The sequence below is a fragment of the Deltaproteobacteria bacterium genome, assembly GCA_029860075.1.
Classification (GTDB): domain Bacteria; phylum Desulfobacterota; class JADFVX01; order JADFVX01; family JADFVX01; genus JAOUBX01.
Genome location: JAOUBX010000018.1, coordinates 1 through 18,645, shown reverse-complemented (window position 1 = coordinate 18,645; position 18,645 = coordinate 1). Strand labels below are relative to the sequence as shown.

The 18,645-nt window shown below is 44.2% G+C and carries 17 protein-coding genes; 9 read left to right on the top strand and 8 right to left on the bottom strand.

Features of this window, described 5'->3' with window-relative positions:
- The first annotated feature begins 73 nt into the window (after positions 1–73).
- From pilB to OEV42_07420, 5 genes are all read left to right on the top strand, one after another.
- Complete coding sequence (gene pilB, locus OEV42_07440) at positions 74–1,876, top strand: type IV-A pilus assembly ATPase PilB (GenBank protein ID MDH3974096.1); 1,803 nt, start codon at positions 74–76, stop codon at positions 1,874–1,876.
- 14 nt (positions 1,877–1,890) lie between these two features.
- Positions 1,891–2,991 carry a type IV pilus twitching motility protein PilT gene (locus OEV42_07435; protein ID MDH3974095.1) on the top strand — a complete coding sequence of 367 codons (1,101 nt, stop codon included), beginning with the start codon at positions 1,891–1,893 and terminating at the stop codon, positions 2,989–2,991.
- A 15-nt stretch (positions 2,992–3,006) separates the two neighbouring features.
- Positions 3,007–4,209 (top strand): type II secretion system F family protein, encoded by a 1,203-nt coding sequence (locus OEV42_07430; GenBank protein ID MDH3974094.1) that lies wholly within the window; start codon positions 3,007–3,009, stop codon positions 4,207–4,209.
- A gap of 93 nt (positions 4,210–4,302) precedes the next feature.
- The gene (locus OEV42_07425) at positions 4,303–5,985 is read left to right on the top strand and encodes an ATP-binding protein (GenBank protein MDH3974093.1); all 1,683 of its coding nucleotides are present in this window, start codon (positions 4,303–4,305) and stop codon (positions 5,983–5,985) included.
- A gap of 182 nt (positions 5,986–6,167) precedes the next feature.
- Positions 6,168–7,559 (top strand): sigma-54 dependent transcriptional regulator, encoded by a 1,392-nt coding sequence (locus OEV42_07420; protein MDH3974092.1) that lies wholly within the window; start codon positions 6,168–6,170, stop codon positions 7,557–7,559.
- A gap of 8 nt (positions 7,560–7,567) precedes the next feature.
- Here OEV42_07420 and dnaB read toward each other — a convergent pair whose 3' ends face one another.
- From dnaB to OEV42_07395, 5 genes are all read right to left on the bottom strand, one after another.
- Positions 7,568–8,920 (bottom strand): replicative DNA helicase, encoded by a 1,353-nt coding sequence (gene dnaB / locus OEV42_07415; protein MDH3974091.1) that lies wholly within the window; start codon positions 8,918–8,920, stop codon positions 7,568–7,570.
- Between the two features lie 226 nt (positions 8,921–9,146).
- Positions 9,147–10,823: a hypothetical protein gene (locus OEV42_07410; protein MDH3974090.1), complete on the bottom strand. Its 1,677-nt coding sequence runs from the start codon at positions 10,821–10,823 to the stop codon at positions 9,147–9,149.
- Positions 10,824–10,825: 2 nt separating this feature from the next.
- Positions 10,826–11,593 (bottom strand): ABC transporter ATP-binding protein, encoded by a 768-nt coding sequence (locus OEV42_07405; GenBank protein MDH3974089.1) that lies wholly within the window; start codon positions 11,591–11,593, stop codon positions 10,826–10,828.
- Complete coding sequence (locus OEV42_07400; GenBank protein MDH3974088.1) at positions 11,593–11,904, bottom strand: DUF1232 domain-containing protein; 312 nt, start codon at positions 11,902–11,904, stop codon at positions 11,593–11,595. The genes OEV42_07405 and OEV42_07400 overlap by 1 nt, the downstream gene beginning before the upstream one ends.
- A gap of 125 nt (positions 11,905–12,029) precedes the next feature.
- Positions 12,030–13,805, bottom strand: a complete 1,776-nt coding sequence (locus OEV42_07395; protein MDH3974087.1) for an ATP-binding protein — start codon at positions 13,803–13,805, stop codon at positions 12,030–12,032.
- A gap of 299 nt (positions 13,806–14,104) precedes the next feature.
- On the opposite strand from OEV42_07395, the gene OEV42_07390 reads away from it, so the two are divergent.
- The 4 genes from OEV42_07390 (at position 14,105) to OEV42_07375 (ending at position 16,148) form a co-directional block, all read left to right on the top strand.
- Positions 14,105–15,067 carry an alcohol dehydrogenase catalytic domain-containing protein gene (locus tag OEV42_07390; protein ID MDH3974086.1) on the top strand — a complete coding sequence of 321 codons (963 nt, stop codon included), beginning with the start codon at positions 14,105–14,107 and terminating at the stop codon, positions 15,065–15,067.
- Between the two features lie 111 nt (positions 15,068–15,178).
- Complete coding sequence (locus OEV42_07385; protein ID MDH3974085.1) at positions 15,179–15,532, top strand: hypothetical protein; 354 nt, start codon at positions 15,179–15,181, stop codon at positions 15,530–15,532.
- Between the two features lie 99 nt (positions 15,533–15,631).
- Positions 15,632–16,000, top strand: coding sequence for an arsenate reductase family protein (locus OEV42_07380; protein MDH3974084.1), 369 nt, complete (start codon positions 15,632–15,634; stop codon positions 15,998–16,000).
- Between the two features lies 1 nt (position 16,001).
- The gene (locus OEV42_07375; GenBank protein ID MDH3974083.1) at positions 16,002–16,148 is read left to right on the top strand and encodes a hypothetical protein; all 147 of its coding nucleotides are present in this window, start codon (positions 16,002–16,004) and stop codon (positions 16,146–16,148) included.
- A gap of 14 nt (positions 16,149–16,162) precedes the next feature.
- On the opposite strand, the gene OEV42_07370 is transcribed toward OEV42_07375, so the two are convergent.
- The 3 genes from OEV42_07370 to OEV42_07360 all read right to left on the bottom strand — a co-directional run bounded on the left by OEV42_07370 (position 16,163) and on the right by OEV42_07360 (position 18,450).
- A complete protein-coding gene (locus OEV42_07370) occupies positions 16,163–16,525 on the bottom strand; it encodes a PAS domain-containing protein (GenBank protein ID MDH3974082.1) in 363 nt (120 codons plus the stop codon).
- Between the two features lie 248 nt (positions 16,526–16,773).
- On the bottom strand, positions 16,774–17,286 hold the full coding sequence (locus OEV42_07365; protein MDH3974081.1) for a zinc ribbon-containing protein: 513 nt from the start codon (positions 17,284–17,286) through the stop codon (positions 16,774–16,776).
- Positions 17,287–17,430: 144 nt separating this feature from the next.
- Positions 17,431–18,450: a cytochrome-c peroxidase gene (locus OEV42_07360; GenBank protein ID MDH3974080.1), complete on the bottom strand. Its 1,020-nt coding sequence runs from the start codon at positions 18,448–18,450 to the stop codon at positions 17,431–17,433.
- Positions 18,451–18,645 lie beyond the last annotated feature (195 nt).

Below are 18,645 nucleotides of genomic sequence, written 5' to 3'. Positions count from 1 at the left end.
GGGACCTTTCTTGTATTAAGATGAGTAATATACTATAATTATCTAAATATTATTAAAGAGATAAGGCATATTTATGGCAGCAAGACTGGGTGAACTACTCATTAAAGAAAACCTGATTACGGCTGAACAATTGCAGCAAGCACTATCCCAACAAAAAGGGGGGGGTGGGCGGCTTGGCTACAATCTTACCAAGATGGGTTTTATCTCTGAAGATGATCTGACAAAATTCTTAAGCAAACAATATGGTGTCCCTTCCATCAACCTCTCCGAATTTGAAGTTGATACGGAAGTCATTAAGCTCGTTCCATTCGATGTAGCAAAAAAATATCTTATTCTCCCCGTAAACAGAGCAGGATCATCACTCATCCTTGCAATGGCAGACCCTTCCAACATCTTTGCCATTGATGATATCAAATTTATGACCGGCTACAACGTGGAAGCCGTCGTTGCAGCTGAAGCATCCATTATAGACGCCGTTAAAAAATACTACGGCAAGGGCGGCGCACCGAAAGAGCAAAAAAAGATGTCCCTCGACGCCAAGGACTACTCCTTCGACGAAGATGACGAAACAACGGGGATGTTCGAGGGTGAGGACGACGGCGGTGAAGTGGTTGACGTCGATGACTTTGACGATCTGGTTCATGGCGCCGTCGATGACGTCGAAATCATTGAAGATGAAGAAGAAGAAGCTGGAGAAACGGATGTTGACGCCCCCATTGTCAAACTGGTAAACGGAATACTGATCAAGGCGGCAAAGCTGGGCGTCAGTGATATCCATATCGAACCCTATGAAAAAGCTTTCAGGGTAAGGTACAGGCTCGATGGCGTCCTTAAAAAGGCAATGGGCTTGCCTCTCAAGATCAAAAACGCCATCACTTCCAGGATCAAGATCATGTCCCAGCTTGACATTTCCGAAAAAAGGCTCCCCCAGGACGGCAGGATAAAAATGAAAATGGGTAAAAAGAGGGAGATGGACTTCAGGGTATCCGTACTGCCCTGTCTTTTTGGCGAGAAAGTTGTCATGCGACTTCTCGACAAGTCAAACCTCCAGCTCGACATGACCAAGCTTGGTTTTGGCCAGGACCAGCTTGAGGATTTTCTTGGTGAAATTCATAAACCTTTCGGCATGTGTCTTGTTACGGGCCCTACAGGTAGTGGTAAGACAACAACGCTCTATTCGGCGCTCAGTGATCTCAACAAAGAGAGTGAAAATATTATGACCGCCGAAGACCCTGTGGAATTTAACCTTATGGGTATTAACCAGGTGCAGATGCATGACGATATTGGTCTCAACTTTGCCGCGGCGCTGCGGTCCTTCCTCAGGCAAGATCCCGACATCATCATGGTAGGAGAGATAAGAGACTTTGAAACAGCGGAAATCGCCATTAAAGCCGCTCTCACGGGACATATGGTTTTGAGCACACTCCATACAAACAACGCACCTGAAACAGTCAACAGGCTCCTCAATATGGGCGTTGAACCTTTCCTTGTCTCATCCTCCCTTAACCTCGTTGTCGCCCAGAGGCTTGCCAGAAGAACATGCACCGAGTGCAAGGAACCTCATGATGTGCCGCAGCAGGCCTTTATTGATATCGGATTTGCGCCTGAAGCCCTCGACTTTACCTATTATAAAGGCAAGGGCTGCGACAATTGTGGAGGCACCGGATACAAGGGACGTGTTGCCTTGTATGAGGTCATGGTAATGACTGAAGCATTAAAAGAAGCCGTATTAATGGGTGCCTCTGTTCCCGAAATAAAACAGACGGCCATTGATGGTGGCATGGATACGCTCAGGATGAGAGCTCTCCAAGGGATAAAGGACGGAATAACAACCATTGAAGAGACGGTTCGCTGTACCGTCCCCGATAAGAAATAGAGAGAGGAAATATTATGTCAGGCACTTCCATCACACTTCATCAACTCCTCAAAGTAATGTTTGACAAAGGCGCCTCGGACCTGCACATTACTACAGGCAGTCCGCCGCAACTGAGAATTAACGGTGAGTTGATCCCTTTAAAAACACCACCACTCACGCCCACTGATACAAAATCACTCTGTTACAGCATACTGACGGACGCCCAGAAACATAAGTTTGAAGAAGAAAACGAACTCGACGTCTCTTTCGGCGTTAAAAATCTCAGCCGTTTCAGGTCCAATATATTTATGCAAAGAGGCGCCGTTGCCGGCGCCTTCAGGGCCATCCCTTTTGAAATCAAGAGTTTCGACGAACTTGCCCTGCCTGCTGTCGTTAAAACCATTTCCGATAAACCGAGAGGACTCGTTCTCGTTACAGGGCCGACAGGAAGCGGCAAATCGACAACACTTGCCGCCATGGTAGACAGAATCAATGTTGAAAGGCATGATCACATAATAACCATCGAAGATCCCATAGAATTTGTGCACCCTCATAAAAACTGCCTTGTTAACCAGCGGGAAGTAGGAGCAGATACGGGGAGTTTTCAAAGAGCGCTCAAATCGATATTGAGGCAGGACCCTGATGTCGTTCTCGTTGGTGAATTGAGAGACATTGAAACCATAGAGGCAGCCCTTACCATATCGGAAACGGGACATCTATGCTTTGGAACATTGCACACAAATAGCTGTGCCCAGACCATAAACAGGATCATTGATGTTTTTCCCGCTTACCAGCAGCCGCAGGTAAGAGCACAGCTCTCCTTTGTCCTTGAAGGTGTTCTCTCTCAGACGCTTATTCCCAGGTCCGGAGGACAGGGACGGGTATTGGCGCTTGAAGTTATGGTGCCAAACCCTGCTATCCGAAACCTCATAAGGGAAGACAAAGTCCACCAGATATATTCACAAATGCAGGTAGGACAATCGAAATTTGGCATGCAGACCATGAACCAGGCCCTGGCTAACCTTTATCTTAAGAGACTAATCACCATGGACGACGCTCTTGCAAGGTCATCCGATGTGGATGAATTAAGACAGATAATTTCCGGCGGCCCCGTAACATCCAGAAAACCAACTTGAGCATAGGAGCTTAAAATGCCCGTTTATGTATGGGAAGGAAAAACAAAAAATGGTGAAATAAGAAAAGGGGAAGTTGAAGCCGACAGTGAAGCCGCAGTCAATGATGCCCTTAAAAGACAGCAGATAACACCTGTTAAGGTTAAAAAAAAGGGAAAGGAATTTAAACTTTTTGGTGAGGGTGGGAAAAAAATAACCGGGAAAGACATCGTTATCTTCCTGCGGCAGTTTGCAACCATGATTGATGCCGGTCTTCCTCTTGTCCAGTGCCTTGAAATTCTGGGCAGCCAGCAACCTAACCAAAGATTCAAAAAGATCCTTATTCAGGTTAAAGACGATGTAGAGTCGGGCTCCACTTTTGCCGATGCGCTAAAAAAGCACCCAAAAACCTTCGATACACTCTTCGTCAGTTTGATTGCCGCAGGAGAAATAGGTGGTATCCTCGATACGATCCTCAACAAACTGGGCGAATTCCTCGAAAAATCAGAAAAACTTAAGAGCAAGGTGAAATCAGCAATGGTCTATCCTGTTTCTATCGTAATTGTTGCCATCGTTATTACATCAGGTCTCCTCTTATTCGTTATTCCCATCTTTGAAGCGATGTTTTCCGATATGGGAGGAACACTCCCTCTTCCCACCCAGATTGTCATCAACTTGAGCCAGTTCCTTCAAAGTTACTGGTACTTTGTTTTTGGAGGTATGTGGCTGGCCTTGTTCCTATTCAAAAAGTACTATGCAACAGCGAAAGGAAGAGCTGTCTGTGACAAACTCTTCCTTAAAGCCCCTGTCGCAGGAGACCTCATCAGGAAGGTTGCCGTGGCAAAATTTTGCGGAACTATGGGGACAATGCTCTCGAGTGGTGTGCCAATCCTTGACTCTCTTGAAATTGTATCCAAAACGGCAGGTAATGTAGTGATTGAAAATGCCCTTATAGAGGTAAAAAATGCCATTTCCGAAGGTAAAACTATCGTCGAACCACTGGAAAAAACCCAGGTATTTCCTTCTATGGTCGTCCAGATGATTGCCGTTGGAGAAGCAACAGGCGCTCTGGATGCCATGCTCGGCAAAATTGCAGAATTTTATGAAGATGAGGTAGACACTGCCGTTGATGGCCTTACCGCATTGATGGAACCGGCCATTATGGTTGTTCTCGGGGGCCTTGTCGGTGGTCTTATTATAGCCATGTATCTACCTATCTTCAGCATGGCCGCAAACGTTTAGCAAAACAATTCTAACGATCTTTTAGGAATAGAAATATACTTATCCCACACGACACCTCTTATTTAACATTGCACCGGACAAGAGCCCTCACTGATGGCTGAAGACTGCCAACAGACAGCGATACTTAATCGCAACGAACTTCATGAAAAACTGAAGTGGTTAATGCTCTTCAGGGTAGCTGTTGCAACTATTCTGCTTATTACAGGCGTTATCGTTCAGTTCAGGGAGAGCGGCACCCTTCTAAATGCGGTAACAGCAACCTTCTACCCCGTTGCCGGGCTCGTTTTCTTTCTCTCAATCTTATACATCCCCATCTTAAAGTATGCCAGGAAAGCCGCTAATATTGCCAGGTCCCAGGCACTCATCGACATTATTATTATTACCTTCATTGTCTATATCAGCGGAGGAACCGACAGTCCTTTATCCTTTCTCTATATGCTGACCATTATCAGTTCAACCATTGTCTCCTATGGGAATGGAGGATTATGGACGGCATCGGTGAGCAGCATTTTTTATGGCATTTTGATCAATATCGAGTATCATAATGTCCTTCCCTCCATGGTGGAAGTCGTTACAGGCCTTCCCCAGCGCCTGCCTGACAACCTGCTCTATAATACACTGGCAAACATTACTGCCTTTTACCTTGTATCATTTCTAAGCAGTTATCTCTCCATACAGGCAAAAAAAGCGGAAGAAGAACTGCTTGAAAAAAAAATAGATTATCAGTCACTGGAAGCGCTCAACAATGATATTGTAAAAAATATATCCAGCGGTCTTATGACCATTGACAGCAACGGCATTATTACCTCCTTTAACCAGGCTGCGGAAAAAATGACGGGCTACTCTCTTGAACAGGTTTATGGAAAAAATGTACACGAAATACTTCCTGACCTCGATGACATGTTAAAGGAGTTAAACATCCATGGTCCGTCAAATAATATTAGAAGAGAATCATGGTTTAAAAGAGCAGACGGCAAAGATTATTATATCGGTTACTCCATGTCGCCCCTAAGAAACTCGGAAGGAGAACAGGTTGGAGAAATCGTTGTTTTCCAAGACCTTACAACTCTGAAAACAATGGAAAGAGAACTGCAGAAATCGGACAGGCTGGCAGCAGTGGGAAGGTTTGCAGCCAGTGTGGCCCATGAAATCCGAAACCCGCTGGCATCTATCAGCGGCTCTATAGAAATTCTTGAAAAGGATTTATCAGGAAATATGACGGGAGCAAATGAAAGACTGATGGGTATCGTCTTAAGGGAAATCGACCGTTTAAATATCCTTATTGGTGAGTTTTTGAACTATGCCAGACCGGCAGTACCGAGAAAGCAAAGAATCAACATAAATGAACTTATTAGTGAAACAATTGATCTCTTTATAAATTCCGAAAAGGAGATTAAAAGCATTGAAATTGTCAACAATTGCAGTACAATGGCTCCCATAGAGGCCGACGAGGGACAAATCAAGCAACTGGTCTGGAATTTGATCAAAAATGCCTCTGATGCAATGGATGAAGGTGGTGTGGTCACTATAGGGGATAAAGCGTATGAGAAAAATGATAAAAAAGGAATTGAAATAAGTATCAGCGATACGGGCTGTGGAATGACACGTGAAGAAGCGGAAAAGATATTTGACCCCTTTTATACATCAAAAGAAAAAGGAAGCGGTCTTGGTTTATCTGTCGCACACAGTATCATAGAAGCCCATGACGGATTTATTAATGTAGAAAGTGAAGCAGGCAAAGGTTCCACCTTCACCATCATGTTGCCCTGTAAATAAAAGGTTACAAAAGATAATCACTTCGGCAAGAGGGATAGCAATTTATATAACACAAGAGGGATAGCAATTTATATAACAGAGGGATTGTTTAAATAGTTGACATGAATAATCGTTCACCCTAAGCCGAACTGTATATTAACAAAAAGCTTATTTAAAAATATAACTGCTTACGAGGATAAAAATTGAATAAAAATATTCTTGTTGTCGATGATGAACTGAGCATGAGGGAATTTCTTGAAATTCTTCTTACCGCTGAAAAGTATAACGTCGACACGGCAAAAAACGGCGCCGATGCAATAAAAATGGTGCGGGACAATAATTACCATGTTCTTATGACCGACATCCATATGCCCGGCATGGACGGTATTGAACTGCTTAAAAAGGTAAAAGAGATCTCTCCCGGCACGGAAGTCCTGATGATGACGGCATACGCCTCAACGGAAACGGCAGTCGAGGCAATGAAGTGCGGCGCTTATGACTACATAACAAAACCTTTTAAGGTTGATGAAATCAAACTGATCATAAAAAATGCCCTTGAAAAGATAAACCTCAAAATTGAAAATATACTCCTCAAAAAAGAACTCAAGGAAGGTTATCACTTCGGCAACGTCATCGGTGTGAGTAATAATATGAGAGAGATCTATGATCTCATCTTGCGCGTCGCCCCGACTAAAAGCAATATTCTCATAGAAGGTGAAAGCGGAACGGGAAAAGAGCTCGTCGCAAAGTCCATTCACAACAACAGTCTGAGAAAAAACAAACCCGTTATAACGGTAAACTGCGGCGCCATGCCTGAAAACCTGCTGGAAAGCGAGCTTTTCGGTCATGTAAAAGGCGCATTTACAGGAGCAACATCGAGTAAACCGGGGCTTTTTGAACTGGCCGACGGGGGCTCTATATTTCTCGATGAAATAGGAGAAATGCCCCTCCAGCTCCAGGTAAAGATATTGAGGCTTATCCAGGAAAAAGAATACAGAAGAGTGGGGGCCGTAAAAGACAGCAAAACAGATGTTCGCATTATTGCAGCCACAAACAGGGACCTGGAAGAGGCAGTAAAAGAAGGTTTATTCAGGGAAGACCTCTATTACAGGCTAAACGTCATCAAGGTAACCCTTCCTCCTCTAAGAGAAAGGAAGGAAGATATTCCGGCGCTGGCCAATCATTTTCTGACAAAATATAACGAAGAACTGGGAAGGGATATCAAGAGAATCACCACTGAAACAATGGACATGATAACACACTATGATTTTCCAGGTAATGTGAGAGAGCTTGAAAATGTCATAGAAAGAGCAGTCGCCCTTGAACAAAGTGATGTCATCCTGCCGGAGTCGCTGCCCGGCAGCATTAAAGGTGAGAAAGTCCTGGCAAGCAGCGAAGAAATAGAGATTCCCGATGAGGGAATAGACCTGGAAAAAATGATGGATGATATGGAGAAAAAGCTTCTTGAAAAATCACTGAAAAAAACCAGGGGCGTCAAAACAAAAGCAGCGAGGCTGCTCAACCTTAGTTTCAGGTCTTTCAGATACAGGCTCGCCAAACATGGATTTGATGATAGTGATCATGAGGCTGAGTAAAGTACCCGTCAATCCTCATCAACCAGATTTTCAAACCTCGTAAATTCACTGAGCCAGGCAAGTTTCACCATTCCCACAGGCCCATTTCTCTGCTTACCGATAATGATTTCAGCCAGGCCCTTCAGTTCTTCATCGTCCCTTTTGTAAAACTCTTCCCTGAAAACAAAGAGCACCACATCGGCATCCTGCTCGATACTTCCACTTTCTCTAAGGTCTGAAAGCATGGGTCTTTTATCGCCTCCTCTTTGCTCTACGGCCCGGCTAAGCTGTGACAGGGCAATGACAGGGACATGGAGTTCCTTGGCCAGCGCCTTGAGGGACCTCGATATTTCGGATATCTCCTGTTCCCGGCTTTTCATAGCATCCCTGCCCCTCATGAGCTGCAAATAGTCGACAATAACCATACCAAGCCCCTTATCAGCCTTCAGCCTCCTTGCCTTGGCCCTCATCTCCAGAACAGAGATGGCCGGCGTATCATCAATAAATATGGGCGATTCAGAAAGCACGCCGGCAGCCCTTGTGAGCTTTGGCCAGTCCGACTCGGCAAGAAAACCGCCCCTCAAGCGGCCTGCATCTACCCTCGCCTCGGAACAGAGCATCCTCGTCACAAGCTGCTCTTTCGACATTTCCAGGGAAAATATAGCCACAGGTTTTCTTCCCTCATATTCTTCCTTGACGGAATTAAGGGCCACGTTAAGACAAAAGGCGGTCTTGCCCATGGAAGGCCTTCCGGCAATAATAATAAGATCGGAACGCTGAAAACCGGAAGTCATATTGTCAAGTTTTTTAAAACCGGTAGGAACGCCGGTAACCATGTCTTTACGGCCATAGAGTTCCTCAATGGTCTTAAAACTGTCTTTTACAATGCTCTTTATTTCGTAAAATGAGGGACGAACTTTATTTTCAGATATTTCAAATATGCGGGTCTCGGCATAATCGAGAAAGGTATCGACATCACTGCTCTCTTCATAGCCCTTGGTAACAATTTCCGTAGCCGTATTAATGAGACCTCTCAGGACGGCCTTTTCCTTTACTATCTTTGCATAGTAGACAATATTGGCTGCCGTCGGAACCCCGTCGGCAAGCGATGCGATATAGGCAGGCCCCCCTACCTCATCGAGAACACCTGTTACCTTGAGGGCATCATTAAGCGTAATAAGGTCGACAGGTTCCCCTTTTTCCGCAATAGTCACCATGCTATTAAAAATCTTCCTGTGCTGTTCCCTGTAAAAGTCGTCAGGACTCAGCAGTTCCAGAACAGCGTTGATTGCATCATTATCGAGAAGGATTCCACCGAGAATGGATAATTCTGCATCGACATTCTGTGGAGGGACTTTACCTATGAGTTCGACCGTCATCATTTATCCTGAATATTGATTAAATGTGAATTGAAAATGTAATAGCTATTCAGCGTAACGAAGATATTTGGAAAAAACCTTACTTCCCGGGTTTTCCCCTTTGGAAAAAGGGGATTAAGGGTGAACTGAATAGTTACAAATTATATACCCAAGACCGTTCCAAGTAAAGAACCTTTACTCCTCATTTTGGTAGAATTCTTGAGTACGGTAAAGAGGCAGGCGGAACATTTCATAGATCAAGATTTTCAAGCGCCTCGATTCCCTTTTTCATGGGAATAAAAACGGCGAGAACGGTAAGAACAACGATGGCGGCAAGGGAGACATAAAGACTTGCCATACTGTAATCACCGATAAATATCTGCCTTTTAAAATGGGTGTATACGGGCCGCGCTTCGAGGATAATAACTATCCCGATATAGGCGAGGGAAATCACCATATAAATGATCCCTCCGGCGCCGGCGGCAACCTGGGCTATATTTTCATATCGAAATCTGGGGTATAGTGCCCCCATCCCTACACCAAGCCCCGTAACAGCTAAAGTAATCAGAAAAATGGTTATAATGGAAAGGGTCATCATAAAGTTATCCACCTGGAGAAGCAGGTTCGACCCGATCATCAGGATTTCTCCCAAAATAAGGAGAGGCAATAAGAAGGCAAAATACTTTTCCCATAAAAAACTGCTCATCTTCATAGGTGACCTTTTAATAATCCACATGGATCCTCCTTCCAGACTAACGGAAGGAAAGACAAACCTGATAGCAACGGAGGCAAGCACAAAACCTGCAAGACCCAGGTTTAAAAATGCGATCAGGTTTTTCAGATAATAATTATTGAGAGGAAGGTTCTTGATATTAAATATGTAAACGACAACAAGGGCGCCAAGGATAAATAGCTGTGACCACTGACCGGCGTCCCTGAAAAAGACCTTGGCATCTTTTGACAAAAGCGCCCTTTGTTGAATTGAAACAGGCAGCATATCTACAACTCTCTCAATGACATCTCTCCTTGAAACGTTCCCCCTGATGGACGTTGTTCCCGCCTCCGATAAACCGCTAAAATAAACATACCGTGCCACAATAATTACGAGGCCAAAAAGAAAAAGAGAAAGAAGGAGCAGGTAAAGAAATGGCATCCACATGTCGTCATGATGCCCCTCTACCATGTTTATGAGCCCCCTTGTAAACCAGGCGCTTGGAAAATAAGGCGACTTGGGCACACTCAATCCTTCAAAAAAAGCCATAACCATATTGTCAGCCATTTCAATCTCACGGTAAAGTGCCTCCGGTCTCATGAAACGGAAGAAGATAACCAGTCCAGATAAAAAAAGAAGCAACATAAAGGTCATGACCTGCTGCAGACCCTTGGCAGGGAAATATCTTATGAGGGTAACCGTGAAAAGTATCCCCAGGCCTGCGGCAACGAAGATGAAGGGGACAAATAAGAGAACCATTCCAATATAGTAATTGATCCCTTTGTCAAAAACAGAACCGAGAGCCACCAGCATAGGCAGGCCAAACAAAAGGACCATCCAGGAGCTGTTTATAACTGTCTGAAAAAACTTGATAACAAAAATGGAAGTCGTTCCCAGGGGGGACGACAGGAGAAGATCAAGTTCACTGGAAAGATACATTGTCGAAATGGCTGCAACGACGGTGCTGAAAAAAAGCATAAAGAAAAAGGTGAGCGTCATCATCTCCAGCAGTTGGGTAATAAGGATAGAGCCTATCATCTCCTGCCGGTTCAGATAATCAATGATCCTGTAAAAAAAACTGTAATCACCGAGGACGAAGAAAAAAGCCAGGACAAAGAAAAAAAGAAATTTGTAAAAACCTGCTCTGTCAAGAGTTCGCACAGTGTTTACAAACATCCTGAAGCGTAAGTTGGCCAGCAGGAAAAAACCTCTCATTATCACCTCAATAAATCATCAGGCACGATATCCGTGCCTTCTTCACCGGTAAGCGTCAGGAAGATATCCTCAAGTCGGGCCCCCTCTTTAGCCGTTTTTTTTGAAAGCGCCCTCAGCTCATCCATAGAACCTTCAGCAATAACCTTTCCCTTCTGAATGATCCCTACCCTGTCACAGAGTTCTTCGGCAATAAAAAGGGAATGAGTGCACATAAAAACGGTTGCCCCTTTTTTGCAAAGCCCCTTCAGTATCTTTTTAACCAGCTTTGCCCCTTTGGGATCAAGACCGACCATCGGTTCATCGACGATAACGATCCCGGGGTCATGAAGCAGGGCTGCCGCCATGATTGTCTTCTGCCGCATGCCGTGGGAAAAACTCTCGATAAGCTCATCTTTCCACTCGTAGAGATCAAACATTTCCAGGAATTCATCTATCTTTCTTAAAGCAATATTTTCATCTATAGAAAAAAGTCTCGAATTAAAAAGCAGAAATTCCCGGGCCGTCAATTTTTCATAAATATAAGGCCTGTCAGGGATAAAACCGATGAGATGCTTTGCCTTGAGGGGCTCCCTCATAATATCATGGCCACCCAGAATTGCTCTCCCGGAAGTCGGCTTTAAAAGCCCCGCCATTATCTTGACAGTAGTCGTTTTCCCGGCACCATTGGGTCCCAGGAAACCGTAAAACTCACCATCCTTTACCTTGAGATCAAGGCCGGTAAGGGCCTCATAACTGCCGTAGCGCTTTGTCAACCCGTAAGTTTCTATCATTATTCCGTCTCTATTCTTCGTACATGTTCCGCCACGACATCCTGCGGCGATTTATGTATGAAATACTTAAAGACCAGCAAAAGAACGGCCACATCGTCTGACAAACCTAAAAGAGGATTAAACAGTTCGGGAATAAGATCAATGGGAGAAAGAAAGTAAATAAGGGCTGCAACGAGGAGAATTTTTAAATAGAAAGGCACTCGCCCGTCACAAAAAAGCCGCCAGTAAAGCTTTATAAATTGTGGCAGGTTCCAGATGAATTTTATAAGACTTACAGTACCGGAAACCCTGTTATTGGAAAATAATCCCATGAGTCAATTATAATTGTCTTCCGGCAGGATGGCAATAAATTGTCATCATAGGAGTACGCATTTAAAGTGATAAATCAGGATTCAGCACGTCAGGAATTGGTTAGCTGTCAGGCGCACGACGACGGTTATTCTCCTGCAAGAGAAATGCATTTATCTTCATGGAGGCCCTCATGCTTTACGGGAAGAGTGAAAATAAAGCGGCTTCCCTTGCCGAAAGTACTTTCAGCCCGGATCTCTCCTCCATGGCTATTGATAATATTTTTGCAAAGGGCAAGCCCAAGGCCTGACCCTTCATTTTTTCTTGCATATCCCCCTTCAACCTGACTGAAAGGCTGAAAGAGCATCAGTAAATCTTCCGCTTTGATGCCGATCCCCGTATCTTCTACAGATACCTGCATAACGGCGCCCTTCTCTTTAAGAGACGCGCAAACAACAATCTTCCCCTTTTCAGTAAATTTGACGGCATTGGTCAAAAGATTAAGAAGGACCTGTTTAATCCGCCTCTCATCACAATAAACAGGGCCAACACCCTCTCCAACCTGGCAGGAAAGGGTGAGCCCCTTGTTTTCAGAGCACTGCCTGATAAAGAGAAAGCTCTTCTTTATCAGGTCCTGCATGTTCACGGAGGAATAGTCGAGGTCAAGCTTTCCTGACTCTACCTTATTTAAATCGAGAATATCATTAATAAGCGAAAGAAGATGTTCACCACCTTCGTAAATGTCCTTAACAAATTCGATCTGCTTTTCATTTAAGTCTCCACCCACACCAAGAATCAGCATTTCAGAAAAACCGATAACTGCATTAAGGGGGGTCCTGAATTCATGTGACATATTGGCGAGAAAATCAGATTTTGCCAGATTGGCAGAAACAGCCTCCACCCTGGCTGCCTGCAAGGCCTCTTCGCCGCGCTTCTTTTCAATCACAGCGGCAAGTGTCGTTGCCGCGAGCCGGAGAAAAGTTATCTCTTTTTCATCACTTTCAGCCCCTTTGCCAACGTGAACCGACATAACGGCAAGGAGTCCCCTTACCGAGCGGACAGGAATACCATACCCCCCCTCGGGCAGGTAATCGGGCGCGCGCATTATCTCCATATTGACCGCACAATCAAATGGCACAAGCTCTTCACTCTCTGCAACTTTACCACAAATACAGCTGCCAAAAGGAACAGTCCCACATTTTTCAATTATATTTTCAGACAGTTCTACATGGGCCGCCAACCTTAATTCAGAGTTTTCATTATCAGCAAGCATGATAGCGGCTGATTTACCAAGGCCGTCAAAGGGACCTTCCATAATAACCTCCAGCGATCGCCTGAGCTGTTCATTCAAAGGGAGATCTTCAAGAGAAATATTGAGGATTTTATTGAGAATGACCTGGATTTTGCGATTACGATCAATCTCCAGGGCCATCTCCTTTCCGGCCGTAATATCTTCCATAATGGCAATATAGTTACTGACCGGGCCATCAATACTTCTGACAGGCGCAATGGACATGAAGGCCCAGCATTTTTTTCCCTTCTCCTCTTTACAAAATTCTCCCTTCCAGCTCTCTCCCGACCTAACGGTTGTCCACATTTCATCAAAAAGCGTTTCATCGCCACAACCCCTTGCCAAAAACTCAAGATGCTTTCCCGGCATTTCATGCGATCTATAACCCGTCATTTCGGAAAAGCGGGGATTAACATACTCAACGATTCCCTCGCTATCGGCAATAACGACGGATACAGGATACTGTTCGATAACGTGCAGTAATTTCCAGCCGTCTTCCTCCCCCTCCTTTGTTCTTCCAAACTTTGAATGAGGAAAAAAACGTAGAGAGCGATTCTTTCCCAGTTTCCACAAACAATAGAATAGCGCCACAAGAAGAATGACTATAAATATTTCAAGAAAGGTATGATACATGGAATTATATTCTCAATCTCCAGTTGAGATATTTTTATCACATCATGTGACAAAGGGGGTTTCTGCTTTATAATAAATTAATACGGATTAAGCTGAAATCACAAAAGAATGACATATAAAAAACAAGTCATTATAGCATAAAACAGCATGTATCAAACGATGTAAAAGCCCCAGCCCCCCTCACCTGGAACAGGGGAAGGCCCTCCGAAACAAAAATAGCATAAGTCTTTTACATTGCCTAATCAAGCTTGTCATGGTATTACTCTCTACGTTGTTATTTTAAATTTGAGGTTCAAAGAATGAAAGCGCTCCTTTTCACAGAGAACAAGCTGACTCTCTCTGAGAACGTCCCTCCTCCCCTGCCGGCAGCAGATGAAGCTTTGATTCGCGTCACCTGTGCCGGAATTTGTGCAACCGACCTGGAAATTATAAAAGGCTACATGGGCTTTGAAGGAATTTTGGGACATGAGTTCGTCGGCATCGTTGAGGAATGTTCTAAAAAAAACCTGGTCGCCAAAAGGGTGACCGGTGAGATTAACATTGCCTGTGGAAAGTGCCCCTGCTGTCAAAAAAACAGGGAGAAACACTGCCCTGAAAGATCCGTTCTGGGCATACTGGATAAAAACGGCGCTTTTGCCCAATATCTTACCCTTCCCGTTAAAAACCTTCATCTCATTCCCGATTCTGTCTCCGACGAGGAAGCTGTTTTCATTGAACCGCTTGCAGCTGCCTTTGAAATCCTTGAGCAGATAAATATCTCTCATGTTGACAAGGTATGTGTTATAGGTGATGGAAGACTGGGCAACCTTGCGGCACAGGTAGTGGCAATGACCGGTTGTAAACTCTTTGTCGAGGGCAAATATGAAGAAAAACTGGCAATTTTACAGGAAAGAGGGATAACAACAAGAACCATAGCTAACCTTCATCCCGAAAAGAGAGGAGATTTTGACATAGTCATCGATTGCACCGGATCGTCATCAGGCATGGAGCGAGCCATGAAGCTGGTCAGGCCCGAAGGAACGATAGTTCTCAAATCAACCCTTGCCGGGGAAAGAACTTTCGATTTTAATCAGCTGGTTATAGATGAAATTACTCTCATCGGTTCCCGCTGCGGCCCCTTCGAACCTGCCATAAAAGCGCTTGAAAACAAGAGTGCAGATGTCAAACCGCTCATGAGCAAGGTCTTTACACTGGAAAATGGCCTTGAGGCTTTTGACTATGCCGCGCAAAAAGGGACGCTAAAGGTGTTGCTTAAGGCATAAGTCAATTTTTGCCGCCAACAGCTAAAGTGATAATTTTCCCCTTCCCCATGGAGCCAAAGTCCTGTAAAATTCCGAAAAGTAAAAAAATTCATCCGAGGTTTGATAAGTAAAATGACGAGTACTCAAATCATTGCCGCCATCGCACTTGGCCTTCTGGCCCCCCCTGTTTTAATCATGATCGGGAGAAAGGCAGGCTGCGGTATAAAAACAAAGAATGTTGTTGTCACCTGTCCAAAGTGCCGGACCGACCTCTTACTGAAAAGAATGAGGAACTACAAATGCCCCAAATGCCATGAAGACGTGATTTTCTTTGACGTGAAGACAGGCCGTCCCCATGAAGAGGCTGTCTTTATTAAGTGCGGGGAGTGCGGCAGTTCCAATTTTGAAGGAATGAAGTTCTGTTATAAATGCAAGGATGAGTTGCCTGTCGCCAGAAAAAAAGCTGTGCCTGTCGAAGAAAAGTAAGAATTCTTATGGCAGGGCCTTTTAACTCTAATCCTGCCCAGAGAAGGGCGATTTCAAAGATTGATTAAATGATTGATTTATTTTATGGGAGAACAGCTGATGAACAAAATCAAAGTTTATGAATACAACAAATGCAGCACATGCAGGAAAGCCATTAAATTTCTTGACGCTCATAATATCCCTTATGAAACCCTCCCCATTGTTGAGCAGGCGCCGACAAAAAAAGAACTGCATAAAATGCTAACCTTTTACGGAGGGGATATTACTAAACTCTTTAATACTTCCGGTGTCGTTTACCGTGAAATGGGCCTTGGCAAAAAAATCAAGTCAATGGATACAAATGAGGCTATCCATCTCCTTTCTTCCAGGGGCAAGCTTGTCAAGAGACCATTTATGATAAGTGAACTTTTCGGACTTGTGGGGTTTAAGGAAGAAGAGTGGAGAGAAAACTTAGGGGCGGGCCATTGACATGAACCTGTCCTGTAAAAATGCCGCCGTCTACTCCATGATCCCGCCAGTCAGGTCATTACTGAAATGGATGAGGCAGGCCTTCTTGCTTAAAAGTTCGCCTTCCATCCTGGACAAACAGTACCTGCTTATTTTTGAAAAAGCCTGAACCTGTAAAACCACTCAGGCCGTAATCCCTCTTTTGGTAACATCCTGTAAAATCCCGGTGATTTTGACTGCTTCCCCGCTGCCGTCACCTTCAACATGCCAGGTGGAATGAATGAAAAGTTCAGATCCCCTGTCAGGGCGGATAAATCTGAAATTGAAAATATTTGAGATCTTGTTCTCAAGGGCAATAATAATGGCCCGCTTTGTAATTTCACGATCATCATCATGGACATGATTAAAAAAATCATCAAGGGAAAAGGGGGCGCCACCGGGGACAATACCCAGTATTTTATATGCTTCATCAGACCACACTATTTCACCGGAGCTGACATTCCACTCCATTATTCCCTTATGTTCAAAACCTTTGTCGCTATTCATGGGCATTCCTTTTTTTATTTAAAACGTTTATTTATACTCCCTGTTGTCTACCTGGAAATTTGTGCTGATTAATTTTAAGGTAAATAATCCACTATCTATTTCCTCCCAAATATTAAAGTTTAAATTCACTTTCCTGCTTTTAGACTGCCGGGAGAACCAAGGATCTGTCTATTGCTAAAAAACACTCAGAAAAAAAGGAGAAAAACAGCGAATTTTTCTCCTTCATAAAATGGTAAAAATGAGCCAGCTTAATAAGATTTATGAAACTCAACGCCACGACACTTTGGGCAGGGAGGGATATGGCCCGTATCATGGATTTTGATTATGTTACCGCACTTTTTGCAGGTAAGCGATCCCGGCGTAGAGAGTTCACCTGTCTTGTAATCGAGATTTGCTTCCAGTTTTGCGCCCCACTCTTCAAACACTTCTCCGACAACCTCCAGGATAGTAGCCAGTATTCCCTGGAACCCTGCTGCAAGCCTGTGCGGCTCAAGGGCTTCTTTTGCAGCATGTCCTGCTTTATTGATACCCTTTCGTGCCACTTCCAGATCACGTTTAAGGAAAGCCTTAAGCTTCTCTCCCTGCTCGTGACTAAAATCACCGGCTACAACCATCTCTTCCTTCGCTTTTTCAATGGCCTTATCTATCGTTCCCGATGTTTTTTCTTTTGCCTCGCCGATAAGTTCCTTTGACCTGCTTGCAAGTTTTTCATATAAACCGACCTCTTTTTTTTCTTTTTCCGACTGCCTTTGTTCCTCCATTTCACTCCTCCTCACTATTTATTTGCATGACTTTTATTTTAGCAGATAAATTCGTTATTTTCCGGTCATAGGACTAAATATCGGTTTTAATCAAAAAAAATCCCGGACTGTTCAGTCCGGGATTTAAAGGCAGGGCAGGAAAGATTACATGGCATCCGGCTTTGGTGTATCAGCTGTTGACGAGGGAAGAACAGGATAGGTTATTTTCGGTTTAACGCCTTCAAGCGCCTTCAGGAAGGCCACAATATTATTCACCTCATCCCTGGATAGTCTCATTCCCAATTGAAGCTCACCCATCAAAGTCACAGCTTCTTCCAGTGTCCATACAGCCCCGTTATGGTAATATGGCGCTGTGTTTGTAATATTTCTGAGGGTAGGCACCTTAACAAAGCCATTCTTGTTTCCCTTAAAATCACCGAGATTATCATATTTATATTTGCCTGCAACGGGGAAAGGCTGAAGGCTTCCACCACCGACACCAATGCCGCCGTGACAGGCAACGCAACCCTTATCAATAAAAAGCTTGAGTCCCTTTTTCTCGCCTTCTGAAAGAGCCTTACCCTTGCCGTTTAAAAAAGCATCAAACCTCGATGGAGTGATAAGCGTCCTTTCAAAGGCGGCAATGGCTTTTGCAACATTGTCAAAGGTAAGAGGCGCTTTCTCTCCGGCAAAGGCACTTTTAAACTCCCCTGCATAGGCAGGGATCGATTTTAACCTGCTCACGACCAACTCGGGGGCGGCGGCCATTTCCGGTGGCGCCTGGATGGGACCCTTGGCCTGCTCCTCCAGGTCTGCGAATCGGCCATCCCACATCTGGCTTGAATTAAAGACGGAATTGTAAACGGTAGGAGAGTTTAGGTGGTGAGGATTTGCCACCCATTTATGGCCGATTGCGGCAGAAACGCCATCAGTACCACCGGTAGCGAGATTATGGCAGGTATTACAGCTTATAAGTCCGCTTTTTGAGAGCCTGGGATCGAAAAAAAGTTTTTTCCCCAGTTCGACAAGCTTTTCATCAGGGCTGCCGATGACCTTGTTTAGCTCCGATACATTAGCAGGTATGGGTTGAAGTCCCTCATGGAGGGCCAGTTTCCTCAGATCCTCCGCCCATGCACCCGGAGCAGTAAAAAATAAAAACAATGTAAAAACAAAAGCTTTTTTCATTATTCCCTCCTTTTAAAAAAATCTTTAATTAGTTGTCCCGGCAAATTCTCCGGATTTAGATGTGTCATGAAAAAAAATGATTCAATAAATTACATGGAAAAACACAATTAAATCATTCCACATTCCACCCTATTTTCGTGAGACATGTTGCAATCAATGTTTTTTTATGCTATACAATTATAACAAACTTAAGAT

What these genes read in the sequence shown, in the direction of transcription:
- OEV42_07380 (MDH3974084.1), top strand. Translation starts at nt 15,632, where the DNA reads ATGAACAAAATCAAAGTTTATGAATACAACAAATGCAGCACATGCAGG.
- OEV42_07405 (MDH3974089.1), bottom strand. Translation starts at nt 11,593, where the DNA reads ATGATAGAAACTTACGGGTTGACAAAGCGCTACGGCAGTTATGAGGCC.
- OEV42_07425 (MDH3974093.1), top strand. Translation starts at nt 4,303, where the DNA reads ATGGCTGAAGACTGCCAACAGACAGCGATACTTAATCGCAACGAACTT.
- pilB (MDH3974096.1), top strand. Translation starts at nt 74, where the DNA reads ATGGCAGCAAGACTGGGTGAACTACTCATTAAAGAAAACCTGATTACG.
- OEV42_07360 (MDH3974080.1), bottom strand. Translation starts at nt 18,450, where the DNA reads ATGAAAAAAGCTTTTGTTTTTACATTGTTTTTATTTTTTACTGCTCCG.
- OEV42_07395 (MDH3974087.1), bottom strand. Translation starts at nt 13,805, where the DNA reads ATGTATCATACCTTTCTTGAAATATTTATAGTCATTCTTCTTGTGGCG.
- OEV42_07390 (MDH3974086.1), top strand. Translation starts at nt 14,105, where the DNA reads ATGAAAGCGCTCCTTTTCACAGAGAACAAGCTGACTCTCTCTGAGAAC.
- OEV42_07435 (MDH3974095.1), top strand. Translation starts at nt 1,891, where the DNA reads ATGTCAGGCACTTCCATCACACTTCATCAACTCCTCAAAGTAATGTTT.
- OEV42_07430 (MDH3974094.1), top strand. Translation starts at nt 3,007, where the DNA reads ATGCCCGTTTATGTATGGGAAGGAAAAACAAAAAATGGTGAAATAAGA.
- OEV42_07410 (MDH3974090.1), bottom strand. Translation starts at nt 10,823, where the DNA reads ATGAGAGGTTTTTTCCTGCTGGCCAACTTACGCTTCAGGATGTTTGTA.
- OEV42_07400 (MDH3974088.1), bottom strand. Translation starts at nt 11,904, where the DNA reads ATGGGATTATTTTCCAATAACAGGGTTTCCGGTACTGTAAGTCTTATA.
- dnaB (MDH3974091.1), bottom strand. Translation starts at nt 8,920, where the DNA reads ATGATGACGGTCGAACTCATAGGTAAAGTCCCTCCACAGAATGTCGAT.
- OEV42_07370 (MDH3974082.1), bottom strand. Translation starts at nt 16,525, where the DNA reads ATGAATAGCGACAAAGGTTTTGAACATAAGGGAATAATGGAGTGGAAT.
- OEV42_07375 (MDH3974083.1), top strand. Translation starts at nt 16,002, where the DNA reads ATGAACCTGTCCTGTAAAAATGCCGCCGTCTACTCCATGATCCCGCCA.
- OEV42_07365 (MDH3974081.1), bottom strand. Translation starts at nt 17,286, where the DNA reads ATGGAGGAACAAAGGCAGTCGGAAAAAGAAAAAAAAGAGGTCGGTTTA.
- OEV42_07385 (MDH3974085.1), top strand. Translation starts at nt 15,179, where the DNA reads ATGACGAGTACTCAAATCATTGCCGCCATCGCACTTGGCCTTCTGGCC.